The following is a 16,225-nucleotide window of genomic DNA, read 5'->3' as shown; positions in this document are numbered from 1 at the left end:
GATATCCATCTGCCTGAACAGGGCTCGAACAAGGAGGGGGCGCGAGCGCCCTTGCAGATATGGCTGATCGCATTCTCACTACGCACGTCGGAAGCCTCCCCCGGCCCGCATATTTGCTGGAACGCATGCGGGCGCAGGCCGCCGGCGAGACGATCGATCCCGCAGGCCTTGCCGCGGATCTTGTCAAAAGCGTCAACGATGTCGTCGCCCGGCAGGTTTCGATCGGGATCGATCTGGTCAGCGACGGCGAATATAGCAAGCCGAGCTATGCGACCTATATCGTCGAACGGCTGACTGGTTTCGGTGGCGAATCGCGGGGCGATGCCGCCGCCGATCTGCGCGCCTTTCCCGAATTCGCGCAACAGCAGGTGAAGATCGGTGCGGTGGTGCCGCGCGCCGGCGGCGCCTGCTGCCAGGGGCCGGTTGCGGCCAAGGCGAATGACGGCCTGCCGACCGACATCGCCAATATGAAGGCGGCGGTGGACGCGAACAGGCCGGTCGGCGCGTTCATCAACGCCGCTTCGCCGGGTGTGGTCGCGGTATTCCAGAAGAACGAGTTCTACCCGAGCGAAGACGCCTATATCGAGGCCGTCGCCGAGGCGCTTCGCCCCGAATATGAGGCGATCGTCGAGGCAGGCTTCGACGTGCAGCTCGACTCGCCCGATCTGGCGATGAGCCGGCATCTCACTTACTCCGATCTCGATGAGCAGTCCTTCCTGCGGATCGTCGATCGCAATGTCGAGGCGCTGAACCATGCGACGCGCAACATCCCGGCCGATCGCATGCGGATGCATCTGTGCTGGGGCAATTATGCCGGCCCGCACCATTTCGACATACCGTTCGCGGTCATCGCGGCGCGGGTGTTGAAAGCGCGGCCGCAGATGATCCTGATGGAAGGTGCCAATCCCCGTCATGGCCATGACTGGGCGGTCTTCCGCGACGTTCCGCTGCCCGAAGACAAGATCCTGGCGCCGGGCGTGATCGATTCGACGTCAAACTATGTCGAGGATCCCGAGTTCGTGGCTGAACGGCTGCTGCGATATGCCGATGTGGTAGGCCGCGATAGGCTGGCGGCGGGTTCGGATTGCGGCTTCTCGACGTTCAGCGGCGTGCCGACGGTGTTCCCCGATATCGTCTGGCTCAAACTGGCATCGCTGGTTCAGGGTGCCGCGCTGGCGAGCAAGCAATTGTGGGGTGGCCGCTGAGGACAGAGACGGCGATCACCGCACGTTGAGGCCGAGTTCGGCGAGCAATTGCCCGGCCTGTTCGTTCGAGATGGTGGCGCCGCGGAAGCGTGAGGCGTCGGTCAGGCGCAGGCCGCCGAGATCGGCGTTGCGCAGATCGGCGCCGGCGAAGCTGGCGCCGTCGAGCACCGCGTCGCGCAGGCTGCATTCATCGAGCGTTGCCGCGCGAAAATCGCATTTTCGCAAATCGGCCTGGCTGAAGTCGATCCGCTTGAGGCTCTGCTTGCGGAACGACCAGCCCGGCATTTTTGCGCCGATGAACAGGACCTCGTCGACGCGAATATCGATCGCGGCGGCGTCGGCGAGGTCGGCACCGGTCAGCTTGCATCCGCGGATCGTCGCCGAACGCAGCGTCGCTCGGCGAAACAGGGCGTTGTTGAGATCGCAGGAGGCGAAGCTCGCCTCGGTCAGGTCGGCGGCGACGAAATCGGCAAAGGCGCCGCGGCAGCTCTGCCATGTCGTCGCCTCCAGGGTAGCGCGGCTGAAATCGGTGCGGCGGATCGTGCAGCGTTCGAAGGTCCAGCCGGTGAGATCGAGCTTCGACAGATCGACTTGTTCGAGGTCGCAATCGGTGAGCCGGACGGGGATGCGGCGCGCGACCAAAGGCTCGATATCGGCGCGGGTCAGGCTTTTGCCGTCGATAACAGGTGCGGCGAAGAGGTCATCGGTCATGGGGTTGCCTAACGGCCGGGCGAGCAGATGCCAACCAGGGCCGGTCGGCATTCAGCTCAGGCCGGCCGGAATGGTGATCAACTGTGCGTACAGTCGCTTTCCGGATTGAAGCGGATGAACCCGAGGCCTTTCAGCACGGCACGCGCATCGAAGGCCAGCAATCCGTCGGTGGCCGGGTCGGCACGCTCGCGCCCATAGGCGCGAAGATAAGGACGCAGGGTTTTGATTATGCGGCATCGCCCGGCCCTTTCTGATCCTCCCCCGCCAGGGGGAGGTGTCAGCCGCAGGCTGACGGAGGGGGCGGAAGCCATGCGCCAGGAAGAGTTAGAAGCCGCCTGGCGCCAGGCAAAAGCTGATCGCTGCCCGCCCCCTCCGTCGCTTTGGCGCCACCTCCCCCTGGCGGGGGAGGATAGAAAAAGATGTTCGGCCCAGGGCCTTATCTTGGCGCCTATGGGCGAAAGCCGGGATGAAGAATTTTTTGAGCAAAGGCCATACCAGAGGGGTACTGCCTTGTTCACCCGATTGCCCTGTGCGCTACATACATTCGCACCGGCGACCATCCGTAAATCTTCCCGGCAGCGCCGCGGACCCGGTTCCGGCCGCCCGAATTCTCTCACTAGCTTTGGCCGGCAAAAACCGCATGATACGGATCGCGTGGATGAAACCCGCGGGAATCCGGGAGTGAGAGGATGTCGTTCGAAACAAGGGAACTGGCGCCGAGCATCGGCACCGAGGTCAGGATTGATCGCGCCGACTTGCTGAGCGGCAAATATGCCGGGGAAATCCGCGCTCTGCTGAAGCAGCGCGCCGTTCTGGTATTTCCCGATGCGCCCGTGAACGACGACGAGCAGGTGGCCTTTTCCAAGACGCTGGGCAATTTCGCGCTTGAGGATGGCTATGACGAGAAGGGTAGCGAAACCTACCGGATCAGCCTCGACCCCAATGAAAGCCAACGCGCGTCGTCGCTCAAGTCGTCGTTCCGCTGGCATCTCGACGGGACGACCGCCGACGTGCCGACATACGCTTCGATCATTTCGGCCAAGCGGGTCGCGGCGGTGGGCGGGCAGACCGAGTTCTGCAACACCTACGCTGCCTATGAGGCGCTTCCCGATGCGGACAAGGCGTTGATCGAGGACCTTCACGCGCATCACTCGGGCTATGCGATGATACTCGGCACCTGGCTGGAGATGCCCTACGAACAGTATCGGAACGTGCGCTCGCGCGGCGCGGACCTGCCGTTGGTCTGGCGCCATCGCGATGGGCGCAAATCGCTGGTGGTCGGCTCCTCGGCCGAATATGTCCTCGGCATGACCCCGCAGGAGGGGCTGGGCCTGCTCTTTCGCCTCACCGAATGGGCGACGCAGCGGCGGTTCGTCTATCGTCACGAATGGTCGGAGGGCGACATCGTGATCTGGGACAATACCGGCACGTTGCATCGCGCGCTGCCTTATGCCGCCGATAGCGGCCGGCTGCTGGTCAAGACGCGGTTGGCGGGTGAGGAAACCTTCCTGGGCAGGGACGTCGAACCGGAGATGGCATAAGGGCTCTCTGGCCTTTGGCGGGCTGGACTCAATTGCGAGCCTGCCTGCCGCCGCCTCGCGATATCCCCGGCAAGGGGATCCGACGCCCGCTTCGCCCTGCCGGAAGCCGCAAGGTTTTCATCCAGCCTCTACCGTCAGAGAGGGGGTGAAAGGGCTGGATCACCTATTCCACCCCTTCGAGCACCTTCGCCTCGGGTTTCGCCGGCGCATCTTCCAGCCCGGCCGCCATGGCGTCCTCGACCTTTTCGAGCCAGATGAACTCGAGCAGTTTGCGCGTGCTTTCGGGGATGTCGTCATAGTCGCGCCGGTTGCGCGCGGGCAGCATCACCCGCGTGATGCCGGCCGCCGCTGCCGCGATCACCTTTTCCTTGATGCCACCGACCGGCAGCACCAGCCCGCGCAGCGAGATTTCGCCGGTCATCGCGGTGTCGCTGCGGACGTTGCGGTCGGTGAGCAATGACAGGAGGGCGGTGAACATCGCCACACCCGCGCTCGGACCATCCTTCGGCGTCGCGCCGGCGGGGACGTGGATGTGGATGTCGCTTTTCGACAGACGTTCGGGAGGAATACCGAGCGCGTCGGCGCGGCTCTTGATCAGGCTCATTGCCGCCTGCGCGCTTTCGCGCATGACGTCGCCGAGCTGGCCGGTGAGCTGGAGATGCCCGCTGCCGGGCATGCGGGTCGCCTCGATGAACAGGATGTCGCCACCCACCGGCGTCCAGGCGAGGCCGGTGGCGACGCCGGGGACGCTGGTGCGCTGTGCCACCTCATTTTCGAAGCGGACGCCGCCGAGGATCTCCTCGACTTCGGCCGGAGTGATGTGGACGTGCGCGGCGCTGCCCTCGGCAATCCGCACCGCGGCGTTGCGAAGCACCTGGCCGATCTCGCGCTCGAGATTGCGGACGCCGGCCTCGCGTGTGTAGCCGCCGATGATGCTGGTCAAAGCGGCATCGTCGATCTCGATCTGCGCGGTATCGAGCCCGTTGGCCTCGAGCTGGCGCGGCACGAGGAAGCGGCGGGCGATGTGGAGCTTGTCCTCGCCGGTGTAACCCGACAGCGTGATGATTTCCATGCGGTCGCGCAGCGGCCCCTGGACATTTTCCAGCATGTTGGCGGTGGCGATAAACACCACCCGGCTGAGATCGAAAGTGACGCCCAGATAATTGTCGCGGAACGTGCCGTTCTGCGCGGGATCGAGCACTTCGAGCAGGGCCGCGGACGGATCGCCCTGAACGCCGCTGCCCAGCTTGTCGATCTCGTCGAGCATCATCACGCAGTTGCGCGTACCCGCCTTGCGGATGCCCTGGATGATGTTGCCGGGGAGCGCGCCGATATAGGTGCGGCGATGCCCGCGCATCTCGGCCTCGTCATGGACGCCGCCGAGGCTGACCCGCACGAATTCGCGGCCCATCGCGCGCGCGATCGACTGGCCGAGCGAGGTCTTGCCGACGCCGGGCGGGCCGGCGAAGCATAGGATTGGCGCCTTGCCCTGCGGGGCGAGCTTGCGCACCGCGAGATATTCGATGATCCTTTTCTTGATCTTGTCGAGATCATAATGATCCTCGTCGAGGATGCGGCGCGCCTCGGCGATGTCGATCGTCGCCTCTTCCGGGATCGTCCATGGGAGTTCGATCATCCAGTCGAGCCAGCTGCGGATCATGCCATGTTCGGCGGCACCCTCGGGCATGCGTTCGAGCCGGCGCAGTTCCTTGCGCACCTGCTGCTCGACATCTTCGGGCATGCCGGCTTTGCCGATCGCCTCGCTGAGTTCGGCGATTTCGGCGGTCTTGCCGTCATCGCCTTCGCCGAGCTGGCGCTGGATTGCGGCAAGCTGTTCGCGCAGCAAAGCTTCGCGCTGGCGGCCGCCGAACGTCGCCTGGACGTCGCGGCCGATTTCGGCGCTGAGCCGCAGCACTTCCATGCGCGCAGCCAGCAGGCGTGAGACTTTGTCGAGCCGCTCCTGCAGCGCGATCGTCTCCAATATCTCCTGCTTCTGCGGCGGTTCGAGATCGAGATAGGCCGCAACCATGTCCGCCAGCGCAGCGGCCGAGGTGATGTTGCGCACGGCCTCGGCCATTTCCTTGGGCGCCTGCGGCAGCAGTTCGAGCGTTTCGATCGCCTGCTGGCGCAGATGCAGCAGGCGCGCCTCGATCTCGGCGCCCTTCGTCTCCGGCTCGGCGATCTTCTCGATCCGCGCGACCATATAGGGCCAGCCGGTGAGGAATTCGATGATGCGGAAGCGCTGTTCGCCCTGGACGATCAGATGATGGCCATTGTCGGGCGTGGTGACGTAGCGCAGCACATTGGCGATCGTGCCGATGATGTGCATGTCCGTCGGGGCCGGATCCTCGAGATCGGTACGCTGCATCAGCACGCCGATCTGGCTTTCCGCGCGGACGGCGGCCTGCGCCGAGGCGATCGCCGCCGGCTTTGTGAGCGCGAGCGGCAGCACGACCGAGGGGAACATCACGACATTGGGAACCGGCACGATGATGATCGCATCGGCGGGGATCGGGGGCAGGGCGGTTGCGTCAGCGGCTTTCGCTGACATCGCGATGGTGCTGGCGGGTGTATCGTTCATCGACGGCCTCCCGGTGCGGGGCTCTTGTGCAGGCCGACATAGAGGCAGCCATTGGTGGCGATGCGGCGGACGCCGTCATAGCGGCCGGGCGGCAGCGGCAGCCGCCGTTCGAAGCAGCCCTGTGGCAGTTCCAGCCGGTGGATCACGGCGGTTCGCAATTCGGGCGGCAGGATGCGCTGCCCGAAGATGATCAGCACGCCATCCTCGATCGTCGTCACCACCTGCTCGGGATCGACGCCGGGCAAGGAGATCAGGATCAGCACCTCCTCATCGGTCTCCAGCATGTCGACCGGCGGCTCCCAGCTCGCACGGCCGCCGACGTGACGGCGCGGCTCGAAGCTCTTTGTGTGGAGGCGCTCGACCCGCTCAAGCGCGTCCATCGCCTCGGCCCACATCCAGTTGCGTGCACGGAAAATCGGCATGCGGCGCGTCTCCTGTCGACGCCGGGGCGTCGGTTTCTTGCTAGGCGCTATATTGGGGTGGGGGGAGCGAGATAAAAGAGGGCCGCACGTTCTGAGGCGGTGCGCGCCTCTCTCGTCACCCGGACTGTTCCGGGGGCCACCGGCGAGCAAGGTGTGGCCATGAGAGAGCTAAATCCGTGCGTGTACATCCTCGCGAGCGGCCATAATGGCTCGCTGTACGCCGGCGTCAGATCCGATCTACTCGTCCGGATCGCTCAGCATCGCGAGGGGACATTCGACGGACATACCAAGCGCTACGGTATCACCCGGCTCGTCTACTTCGAGTTTCACGGATCGATGGACACGGCAATCCCGCGGGAAAAGCAATTGAAGCGCTGGCGGCGGGACTGGAAGCGCAACCTGATCGAGCGGGATAATCCGGTTTGGAATGACCTCGCGGTCGGCCTGGGGCTGGAGCCGCTGGCCGCGAACGCCAACACAACCTGAAATGATAGCACTCCAATCGTCATCCCGGATTTATTCCGGGATCCACGGGGCCGGCAATTGCGCCCTTCGAAGGACAGTGGGCGTGTCCCTGTGGACTCCGGAACAAGTCCGGGGTGACGATGGAATGATCAATCGGTATCTCTCAGGCGGCATTGTTTGGTCTTTGTCGTCACTTCATCTTAGCGGAAATTTCGACCTGCTTCTGGTTCTGCTCCCGCTCGCGCTGAAGGTCGGCGGCATGTTTCGTCAGCGGAACAGGGAGTTGTCCGGACGCGGAAATCGCCTTCGTCCAGGGATTCATGCTGATGCACTTCCCGGAATAATCCCCGCATTCCCGGATCTCTCCGGTCTTCGTATCGACGACCACGATGACATGCTCATCATCGTCGGTTGTGGCTGCGGCGGCATCTTTGACTGCCGTATCGGGCCGGGCGGGATCGGCAGCAATCTTCGGCCACAGCTCGCCCGTCGAATAGACGCCGATGCCGGTGTAACGGCTTCGGTCCGAATGGGAGCGGCTGTCGCTGCCGAACAATGTCGGATGGCATGCGGTCAGCATAGCCATCGCGGACAGAAGCCCAAGTGCTACCAATTGCCTCATCAACCTTCTCCCGCTTACATCCTCATTTCGGCCGCCCCGAAAACCCCGCCGCGCTGCGCAACGCATCGGCGTCGAGCAGCTTGCCGTCGAGCATCACCACGCGCGTCTGGCGAAGATCGCCGATCCGCACCGAGGGATCGCCTTCGACGAGAACAAGGTCCGCGGTTTTGCCGACCTTGATCGACCCGGTGTGCTGGTCCTGCCCTACGAGTTTCGCGGGAACGATCGTGGCGGCCGCCAGCGCCTCGGCGGGCGTGAAACCCGCGGAGGTGTAGATTTCGAGTTCGTGGATGATCTCGATCCCCGATCCGTCGGTGCCGGCGACGATCGGCACCCCCGCTTTGCGCATGCGGCCGAGCAGCTCGACCATTTTCGCCCAGCTTGCGCGGTAATCGGCGCGGGTCAGATCCTTGGGCACTGCAAAGCCGCCGCTGCGGAAGCCGCGCTCGGTGGTGGGGGCAGCGTGCCGACGAACGGGGCGTAGGAGGGCGAGAGTTCGCCGTTTTCGGGGACGTAGAGGCCTTCGAACGCCACCATCGTCGGATCGCTGTAGATATGCTTGGTCGCCATGGTCGAGACGATCGCCCTCATCGGCGCGCCGTCGAGATCGACATCCTTGGCATAGCGGCCGGGCCCTTCGAAGCGCATGATGCCGTTCGAGACGGGAATAACGCTGTCGGGCATCGCCTGCATGATGATCCAGTTGATGTGGGTGATCTCGTCATAGCCATCGGCGATCGCATCCATCGGCCGGATGCCGGCGGGAATATGGCCGTGGACATGGAGGCCCTGCTTGTGCGCCTCGGCGGTGGTGGCCGGCAGCCACGCGGGGTTGAACGTGCCGTAGAATTTCACGCCGGTGAAGCCATTGGCCTTCGCCCGATCGACCAATGCGATCGCCTCGGCCTGGCTGGTCGCGACATTGGCGACCTGTGCGGTATAGGGGCCCTTGCCGTCGATCAGCGACGATGGATAGACATGCGGGAATAGCAATTTGCCGGCCGCGATGCGGGTGCGGCGATCGATCGTCAGCAAATCGTCATTGCCGGGGTCGCGGACCGAGGTGACGCCGAGCGAGAGTTCCTGCGGCCCGGTATAATCGTCGCCGACATGCATGTGGCAATCCCACAGGCCCGGCACCAAAGTTTTGCCCTTGCCGTCGATCAGTTGCGCGCCGGCCGGCACTTTCGCCGAGGCGGCCGGGCCGACCGAGACGATCACGCCCTTGTCGACAACCACGGTTTGATCGGGGATGAACTGCAGACCATCGGCGTCGAACAGTTTGACGTGGGAGAAGGCGACGGCGCTGCCGGGCACCTTGACCAGCGAATTATAGAGGATCGGCGCCTGCGCGGCCATCGCGTCGGCCTGAACCTTCTGGATCTGCTTCATGTCGCCGGCATAGGCGTCGGGCAGCCAGGTGAGGCCGGTCGTCAGGCCGAAGAATTTGTCGTTCGCGTCGGCCCAGAGCGGGATCGGCGAATTGCTGACGCCGGTGATAGCCCAAAGGGTGATCGTCTGCTTCGCGGCGCCCTGGCCCACCTCCATGGTGGTCAGCTTCGCCGCACGCGCCTCGCCGCCGGGCAGCAGCTTCATCGTCTTGCCGGGTGCGGCGAGGAGGCGTTCGAGGAACCAGGCATTGGTGTCCATCGGGCCGCCGTAGGATGCGTAGAAGGCGTTACCCGGATACGCCGCGCCGCCGGCGTCGATCGGGCTCTTCCAGCTTGCCTTGCCGTTCGCGACAGCGAAATTTTCCCCGGCGTCGCCTTGCGGCGTCACGCCGCGTATTGTCATCGTCGCCGGCATGCCGTCGGCACCCGCCTTGCCGCTATAGTCGATCTCCCATACCTGCCCGCGCAGATTGAGGCTTTCACGCGCCATGCGCGTGCCGTCAGCGGCGATCCAGCTCCAGCTGTCGCCATGTTTTCCGCCGGTCGATTCGATAATGAAATGCCGTGCCGTCGCCGGTGGTTTGGCAAGATCAGCGAGGGACACCTGTGCCAGTGCCGCGGACGAGAGCAGGGCTGCCATGCAGCCAATAGCGAATTTTCCATTCATGGATAATGACCCCCGAACAGTGTAGCGACGCTGCGCCGTGAACGGCTGGTTGTGCATCTGGTGTTTGGGTAAAGCAATACAGTTCCACGACGGCCTGACGGCCGGACAGCGTTTGCGTGTCACGCCTCGAAGGCGCGGAAAAATAGAGCCATCGCCGCATCGACATCCCGGTCGAGCAGATCGGGCGTCGCCTTGTCGATCATACCCATCAGCAGCTGCTGATGGCATCCGGCCAGGCACAGGCTGATCAGCAGCCGGGCGGCGCTGAGCGGATCGTCGCGCCGCATCAGACCCCGTTCCATCGCGCCATCAAGATATTCGGCGAGCAGGGCCTGGGTGAGGCGCGGTGCGCGTTCGTGGAAGATCCTGCCCATTTCGGGAAAGCGACCGCTCTCGCCGACCACCAGGCGATGCAGCGCGATCGCTGCCGGTGACGTCACCTTTTCCATCAGGCTGGAGCAGAAGTGCCTCAGCGTGGCACTGAGATCGCCGCAAGGATCGAGGATCTGCGACAATTGCGCGCGAAACGCTTGCGTGGCCTGATCGAGGAAGGCGGCAAAGAGCGCTTCTTTCGAAGGAAAATAGCTCCAGAGGGTTCCTTTCGATCCGCCGAGCGTTGCCGCAATCGCCGACATGGTCGTGCCTGCATAGCCATGTTCAAGGAAAGACGTCGCGGCGACCGCCAGTATCGCATCGCGGCGATCCTGGCGGCGGGCCTCGCGGCGGGGCAAAGGAGGACAGGCAATCGGCTGCATAAAATCGTACCATATAGTATGATAATTTGTTGACAAGGGGCGATGCGAGTGTTCATGGATATTCTTATACTGGTCGGTACGGTTTGAATATGTCTGTGAGTCGAACATCTTCCGGAAGCCGGCCCGCGCTGGCGATTCCGCTGGCTCTGGCGCCTTTGCTCGCATCCTGCGCGGCCATGCCGGATCTCGGATCCGGGCCCGCGCTGCGGACTCCGGCGACGGTGGCGGCGGGGCAGAGCCTGGATGGCGCACCGGCCGGTGCCTGGCCGGGCGATGGCTGGTGGTTGGTCTATGGCGATAGGCAGCTTGCCGCGCTGATCGCGGAAGGGCTCCGTAACTCACCCGATGTGGCCGCAGCCGCCGCGCGTTTCCATCGCGCCGCCGGCTATGCCCAACAGGCCGGAGCGGCGCTGCTGCCCCGCCTCGATGCGCAGGGCAAGGCGGGTTACGACAAACAGAGCTACAATCAGGGCTTCCCGAAGGAGTTCGTGCCGCACGGCTGGATCGACAATGGCCGCGCGGCGCTGGATCTGAGCTTCGATATCGATCTGTGGGGCAAGAACCGCGCCGCGCTGGCTGCCGCGACTTCGGATGCGAAGGCCGCGGAGCTCGATTCCCGGCAAGCCGCGATGATGCTCGCCACCGGCATTGCCGATGCCTATGCCGATCTCGCGCGGCTTTATGCCGAGCGCGATATCCAGCAGGGCGCACTCGATATTCGCGGTGCGACGCAGAAGCTGGTCAGTGATCGCGTCAACAGCGGACTCGATACGCGGGGTGAACTCCGCCAGTCGGAAGCGGGCGTATCTGCGGCGCGGGTCGATCTGGCCGGCGCCGACGAAGCGATCGCGCTGCGGCGGAACCAGATTGCGGCGCTGCTCGGGGCCGGGCCCGATCGCGGGCTGGCGATCACGCGTCCGTCGCTGTCTGCGTTCGCGGCCCGCGGATTGCCGGCTGGCGTCACCACCGACCTGATCGGGCGCCGGCCCGACATCGCCGCCGCCCGTGCGCGTGCCGAGGCGGCGGCCAGCCGCATCAAGGTGGCGCGGGCCGATTTTTTTCCCGCGATCAGCCTGAGTGCGCTCATCGGCGTGCAGTCGCTCGGGCTTTCCAACCTGATCCAGTCGGATTCGCTCTATGGAAGTGCAGGCCCGGCGATCAGCCTTCCGATCTTTCATGGCGGCGCATTGCGCGGCCAATATCGCGGTGCGCGCGCCAGCTATGACGAGGCGGTCGCCGACTATGAAAGGATCGTCGTCGATGCCTATCGCGCGGTCGCCGATGCCGTGACCAGCCAGCGCATGCTCGAGCGGCGGCGTGGCGATGCCGGCGCGGCGCTCTCCGCATCCGAAGAGGCCTATGCGATCGCCCGCAAGCGCTATGAGGGTGGGCTTTCGACCTATCTGGACGTGCTGACCGCGCAGGAACGGCTGCTCGAGGCGCGGCGGACGGCGGCCGAACTGGATGCGCGCGCCTTTTCCCTCGATATCGCACTGGTGCGTGCTCTGGGCGGTGGCTTTACCGCAAAAGACTTCACTTCGCGCAAGGATGATCCGCATGGCTGAAGCCGATCCGAAGACTGGCGCCGGGGCGGCCGAAGACCTGGACGCCGCCGCGCGGAAGGCGGAGCAGCAGGAGACACGCAACCGGTGGCTCGGGCGGCTGGCGATAGCGGTTGCCGCAATCGCGATCCTGTGGGGCCTTTGGTATCTGCTGGTTGGCCGCAACCATGTCAGCACAGACAATGCCTATGTGAACGCCGAAGTGGCGCAGGTTACGCCGCTGCTGTCGTCGCAGGCGATCGCGGTCGAGGTGCGCGACACGCAGCCGGTGAAGCGCGGCGACATATTGGTGCGGCTCGATCCGGCCAATGCGCGCATCGCCATCGCCCAGGCCGAGGCCGATCTGGCCGAGGCGCGCCGGCGATTCCGCCAGACCTTTGCAACCAGCACGAAATTGTCGGCGCAGATCGACGCGCGCGGCGCGGATATTTTGAGCGCGCGGGCACGGCTTGCCACCGCCGATGCCGATTTCGACAAGGCGCGGGTCGACCTTCAGCGCCGCGAGGCACTTGCGCCGAGCGGCGCGGTCTCCGGCGACGAACTGACGAGCGCGCGCAAGTCGTTCGCGGCGGCGAAAGCTGCGCTCGAACTCGCGCGGGCCGGGGTGGCACAGGCGCAGTCGACGCGCGGCGCCGCGGTGGGAGAGCTAGCGGCCAATGATGCGCTGGTTCAAGGTGCAACGATCGAAACCGATCCCGGTGTGCTGGCGGCGAAGGCCAGGCTCGATGCGGCCCGGCTCGATCTCGATCGCACAGTCATCCGGGCGCCGATCGACGGGATCGTGAGCAAGCGGCAGGTGCAGATCGGCCAGCGCGTGACTTTGGGCACGCCGATCATGACGATCGTGCCGCTGTCGCAGCTGTATGTCGACGCGAACTTCAAGGAGCGGCAGCTCCGTCGGGTCAGAGTGGGCATGCCCGCGGTCGTTCATGCCGATCTCTACGGCAGCGGTGTTACCTATCATGGCACAGTGGCCGGCCTTGCCGGCGGCACCGGATCATCGTTCGCGCTGATCCCCGCCCAGAACGCGACCGGCAACTGGATCAAGGTGGTGCAGCGCGTGCCCGTCCGCATCGCGCTCGATCCCAAGGAGCTGGCGGAGCATCCGCTGCGGGTCGGCCTGTCGATGGATGTCGAAATCGATCTGTCGGCCAGTTGAGAGAGGCCGGCGATGTCCGATCAACCGAAACCCGAAATGAAGTTCACATCCCGCCAGCTGGCTCTTGCCGGGCTGGTGATGGCGCTGGGCAATTTCATGGTCGTGCTCGATCTGACCATCGCCAATGTCTCAGTGCCGCATATTGCCGGCAATCTGGGCATCACCGTCGATCAGGGTACGTGGATCATCACCTCTTATGCGGTTGCCGAGGCAATTTGCGTGCCGCTGACAGGCTGGCTGACCCAACGCTTCGGCACGGTGCGCGTCTTCACGCTTTCGATGGCCGGATTCGGCCTGTTCTCATTGCTTTGCGGGCTTTCGCCGACGCTTGGCGCGATCGTCATATTCCGGATCGGACAGGGGTTGTGCGGCGGGCCGATCATGCCGGTGACGCAGACATTGATGATGCGCATCTTTCCGCCCGAACGGCGCGGACAGGCGATGGGGCTGTGGGCGATAACGACATTGCTCGGGCCGGCGATGGGCCCGATCATCGGCGGCTATATCAGCGATAACTGGAGCTGGCACTGGATCTTCTTCATCAATATCCCCTTTGCCATCGGCTGCGTCGTCGCGGCTTATGCGCTGCTGCGGCCGGCCGAAACCCCGACCGCGAAGCTGCCGATCGATCTGGTGGGCCTCGGGTTGCTGGTATTCTGGATCGGCTGCCTGCAGGTGATGCTCGACATCGGTCGCGATCATGACTGGTTCGGCGACCCGAAGATCGTGATGCTTGCTGGCGCCGCGCTGATCGGTTTCCTGTTGTTCGTCATATGGGAGCTGACCGAGGAGCACCCGATCGTTGATCTTCGCGTTTTTCGCCACCGGGGATTCTCTTCGGCGGTAGCGACGCTGGCCTTGTGCTTCGGCGCCTATTTCGCTGGGATCGTGATCATTCCACAATGGCTCCAGACCTCAATGGGATATACGGCGCAGGACGCGGGGCTGGCGACTGCGTTCACGGCGATGACGGCCATCATTACGTCGCTCTTTGCCGCGCGACTGGCCAACCGCGTCGACGCACGCTTCCTGGTGTCGGGCGCGGTCTTCTGGCTGGGCTGCATGGCCGTCCTTCGCAGCCATTGGAGCAGTGGTGCCGATTTCTGGACGCTCGCGCTGCCGCAATTATTGCAGGGCTTTGCCATGCCATTCTTCATGATCCCGCTGACCACGCTGAGCCTATCCTCGGTCGAACCTTCGGAAATGGCTTCGGCTGCCGGATTGCAGAGTTTCTTGCGGACGATGGCGGTGGCGATGGCGACATCGATTGCACTGACGATATGGGGCGATTCCCAGCGCGTGATGCAGAATGACATCGTTGCGAAGCTGCAACCCGCCGACGTGCAGAGCCAGCTCGCCAATGCTGGCTTCACGCTGGAGCAAAGCCGGCAGATGATCGCCAATATCGTCAATCAGGAAGCGGTCGCGATGGCGGTGAATCATACGTTCCTGGTGACAGCGGGCGTATTGTTCTTCGCGGCGATGGTGGTGTGGCTGGGCCCGGCACCCCGGAAAAAGGTCGATGTCTCCGCCGCGCATTGAGCGGCGACGTCACGGTTCCTTGGTCACGCCCTTCACCAGATCGAAGCGGATGCTGACCCATGCCCCGATCATCGGCCGGCCGCCGATCCGCGGCGGCAGCACGCGGAACTGCCACGCGGCCTGACGCAGCCCGCGGGCGAGACCCGAACCCGGCGGCGATTCGTCGATCTCGCGGCAATCGTCGACCTGATAATGATCGATCGTACGGCAGGCGATCAGGCCCCAGCCTTCGCGCAGATTGGCCGGCATATAGGGTGCCATTTCGGCGCGGGTGGGCTCCTTGTACCAATCGGCATTGTACAGCCTTTCGGCCCCCAGGCTGGTGCCATTGCCTTTCGAGGAGGCGCCATTTCGGCCGCTTTCGGCGGCATCGTCGCCGGCGCTCTGATCGGCGTGGTGCGACGGCATCCTCGCAATATCGGCGGCCGCGAACACGTCGCTGCTGACGACCATCATGTTGAGCGGGCGGACCGGCAGCACGGGCGGCGGCACCGGCGGCTTGGGCGTTTCGCGCGCGGCAACCTGCTTGGGCTGGACCTTCCGGTTGTGCTGCGCGAGCTTTGGTGTCGAACCGGTGGCCGCCGGCGGCGGCAGCTGAAAAAGCTTCAGCTCGGCTTGTGGCTTGCGTGGTTCCAGCAGCGGCGGCGACAGGAAGAAGGCGATGATGACGGCGAGCAGATGGATGAGGATGACCAGCATGATGCTGATCGTCCGTCGCCCAAGCAGATCGCGGCGGAAGTTCGACGGGGATGGAAAAGGCGCCGAACGCATGGAAAGCCGCCTAAACCGTGTCGCGCTGCGCTGCAACCTATCGTCCGGAGTGCGCCTCGATCCGCGTTTCGATTTTTCCGAAGACACCGAAATCGCCTTCGATAATGGCGTCGCCGGCAACCGGAGTTGCCCCGTTCAGCGCGCCGGTGGTGATCACCGTGCCCGGCGCGATCGGTCCCTTTGCCAGCAGATGCCCGATGGACCAGTGGACCAGTGCCACCAGCGCATCGATGTCGGGTGGGCCGCCCCAGCTATAGAAGGAGACATGATCGATCGACAGTGCAACCTGCCAGGCCGCCCAGTCGGTTCGCTGCCAGTCGCGCAGGGGCGTGCCGACAACAACGGCGTGATTATAGGCGCCGGCGGCGATGACGTCATAAGCAGTGGGGTGTTCTTCGGCAGGGAGATCGATCGCGACCACCTCGATTAGCGGAACCAGTTCGATATAGTCGGCAAGTCCGACCAAAGCCGGGACCGCACCGGCCATGCCATCGGGCAGGCGAAAGGCAAGTTCGACCTCGACCTTGACCGGCAGGCTCGATGGCACCGGCGTCTTCGATCCGGTGCTGCGGATGCCGGCCGCCAGCAAGGGCGCGATCGTGGGTTCGGCGCCGGGTTTGGCCGGGCTGACCTTCCAACCGCCGATCGGTCCCAATACCGCGAAGACGGCATCCTGCACGGCATAAGCGTCGGCCAGCGTCTGTGGCCGGCATGGGGCGGGGGGCAGTGCGGAACGCGCCTGACGGCGATATTCGAGGATGGCCGCGGCGGCGGGAGCTGGATCGAAAATGGCGAATGCCCTTGCTTCGGTTGATCCCGCCAGCATCGCCA

At 64.5% G+C, this 16,225-nt stretch carries 15 protein-coding genes; 6 read left to right on the top strand and 9 right to left on the bottom strand.

Annotated elements, in window-relative coordinates; translation table 11 throughout:
* Positions 1 to 125 precede the first annotated feature (125 nt).
* The gene (locus tag BLS13_RS04890) at positions 126 to 1,205 is read left to right on the top strand and encodes a cobalamin-independent methionine synthase II family protein (protein WP_218123232.1); all 1,080 of its coding nucleotides are present in this window, start codon (positions 126 to 128) and stop codon (positions 1,203 to 1,205) included.
* 15 nt (positions 1,206 to 1,220) lie between these two features.
* On the opposite strand, the gene BLS13_RS04885 is transcribed toward BLS13_RS04890, so the two are convergent.
* Positions 1,221 to 1,916 (bottom strand): pentapeptide repeat-containing protein, encoded by a 696-nt coding sequence (locus tag BLS13_RS04885; protein ID WP_093450630.1) that lies wholly within the window; start codon positions 1,914 to 1,916, stop codon positions 1,221 to 1,223.
* Between the two features lie 689 nt (positions 1,917 to 2,605).
* On the opposite strand from BLS13_RS04885, the gene BLS13_RS04880 reads away from it, so the two are divergent.
* Positions 2,606 to 3,457, top strand: coding sequence for a TauD/TfdA dioxygenase family protein (locus tag BLS13_RS04880; protein ID WP_093450273.1), 852 nt, complete (start codon positions 2,606 to 2,608; stop codon positions 3,455 to 3,457).
* A gap of 163 nt (positions 3,458 to 3,620) precedes the next feature.
* Here BLS13_RS04880 and lon read toward each other — a convergent pair whose 3' ends face one another.
* Together lon and BLS13_RS04870 are read right to left on the bottom strand one after the other, a co-directional pair.
* A complete protein-coding gene (gene lon, locus BLS13_RS04875; RefSeq protein ID WP_093450271.1) occupies positions 3,621 to 6,038 on the bottom strand; it encodes an endopeptidase La in 2,418 nt (805 codons plus the stop codon).
* On the bottom strand, positions 6,035 to 6,460 hold the full coding sequence (locus BLS13_RS04870; RefSeq protein WP_256325711.1) for an Hsp20/alpha crystallin family protein: 426 nt from the start codon (positions 6,458 to 6,460) through the stop codon (positions 6,035 to 6,037). Before BLS13_RS04870 ends, lon begins: the two co-directional genes overlap by 4 nt.
* Before the next feature lie 159 nt (positions 6,461 to 6,619).
* Between BLS13_RS04870 and BLS13_RS04865 the strand changes: the two genes are divergently transcribed.
* A complete protein-coding gene (locus tag BLS13_RS04865; RefSeq protein ID WP_093450626.1) occupies positions 6,620 to 6,946 on the top strand; it encodes a GIY-YIG nuclease family protein in 327 nt (108 codons plus the stop codon).
* A gap of 169 nt (positions 6,947 to 7,115) precedes the next feature.
* Here the strand turns inward: BLS13_RS04865 and BLS13_RS04860 are convergent, their stop codons facing one another.
* The 4 genes from BLS13_RS04860 to BLS13_RS04845 form a co-directional block, all read right to left on the bottom strand.
* The gene (locus BLS13_RS04860; protein ID WP_143011871.1) at positions 7,116 to 7,547 is read right to left on the bottom strand and encodes a hypothetical protein; all 432 of its coding nucleotides are present in this window, start codon (positions 7,545 to 7,547) and stop codon (positions 7,116 to 7,118) included.
* Between the two features lie 22 nt (positions 7,548 to 7,569).
* Positions 7,570 to 7,965 (bottom strand): amidohydrolase family protein, encoded by a 396-nt coding sequence (locus BLS13_RS04855; protein WP_143011870.1) that lies wholly within the window; start codon positions 7,963 to 7,965, stop codon positions 7,570 to 7,572.
* On the bottom strand, positions 7,950 to 9,605 hold the full coding sequence (locus BLS13_RS04850; protein ID WP_143011869.1) for an amidohydrolase family protein: 1,656 nt from the start codon (positions 9,603 to 9,605) through the stop codon (positions 7,950 to 7,952). The genes BLS13_RS04855 and BLS13_RS04850 overlap by 16 nt, the downstream gene beginning before the upstream one ends.
* A 119-nt stretch (positions 9,606 to 9,724) precedes the next feature.
* Positions 9,725 to 10,360 (bottom strand): TetR/AcrR family transcriptional regulator, encoded by a 636-nt coding sequence (locus BLS13_RS04845; RefSeq protein WP_093450264.1) that lies wholly within the window; start codon positions 10,358 to 10,360, stop codon positions 9,725 to 9,727.
* An 89-nt stretch (positions 10,361 to 10,449) separates the two neighbouring features.
* Between BLS13_RS04845 and BLS13_RS04840 the strand changes: the two genes are divergently transcribed.
* The 3 genes from BLS13_RS04840 to BLS13_RS04830 are packed head-to-tail and all read left to right on the top strand — an operon-like array spanning position 10,450 to position 14,623.
* On the top strand, positions 10,450 to 11,925 hold the full coding sequence (locus BLS13_RS04840) for an efflux transporter outer membrane subunit (protein ID WP_093450263.1): 1,476 nt from the start codon (positions 10,450 to 10,452) through the stop codon (positions 11,923 to 11,925).
* Positions 11,918 to 13,081, top strand: coding sequence for an EmrA/EmrK family multidrug efflux transporter periplasmic adaptor subunit (locus BLS13_RS04835; RefSeq protein ID WP_093450261.1), 1,164 nt, complete (start codon positions 11,918 to 11,920; stop codon positions 13,079 to 13,081). Before BLS13_RS04840 ends, BLS13_RS04835 begins: the two co-directional genes overlap by 8 nt.
* A 12-nt stretch (positions 13,082 to 13,093) precedes the next feature.
* Positions 13,094 to 14,623 carry a DHA2 family efflux MFS transporter permease subunit gene (locus tag BLS13_RS04830; RefSeq protein ID WP_176943439.1) on the top strand — a complete coding sequence of 510 codons (1,530 nt, stop codon included), beginning with the start codon at positions 13,094 to 13,096 and terminating at the stop codon, positions 14,621 to 14,623.
* Positions 14,624 to 14,632: 9 nt separating this feature from the next.
* Here the strand turns inward: BLS13_RS04830 and BLS13_RS04825 are convergent, their stop codons facing one another.
* Together BLS13_RS04825 and BLS13_RS04820 are read right to left on the bottom strand one after the other, a co-directional pair.
* Positions 14,633 to 15,394: a hypothetical protein gene (locus tag BLS13_RS04825; RefSeq protein WP_093450625.1), complete on the bottom strand. Its 762-nt coding sequence runs from the start codon at positions 15,392 to 15,394 to the stop codon at positions 14,633 to 14,635.
* A gap of 37 nt (positions 15,395 to 15,431) precedes the next feature.
* A complete protein-coding gene (locus tag BLS13_RS04820) occupies positions 15,432 to 16,220 on the bottom strand; it encodes a fumarylacetoacetate hydrolase family protein (protein ID WP_093450258.1) in 789 nt (262 codons plus the stop codon).
* Between the last annotated feature and the right edge of the window lie 5 nt (positions 16,221 to 16,225).

The organism is Sphingomonas sp. YR710, assembly GCF_900101455.1.
GTDB lineage: Bacteria > Pseudomonadota > Alphaproteobacteria > Sphingomonadales > Sphingomonadaceae > Rhizorhabdus.
The sequence above is the reverse complement of the archived record's forward strand: the minus strand, read 5'-3'. Positions and strand labels throughout refer to the sequence as shown.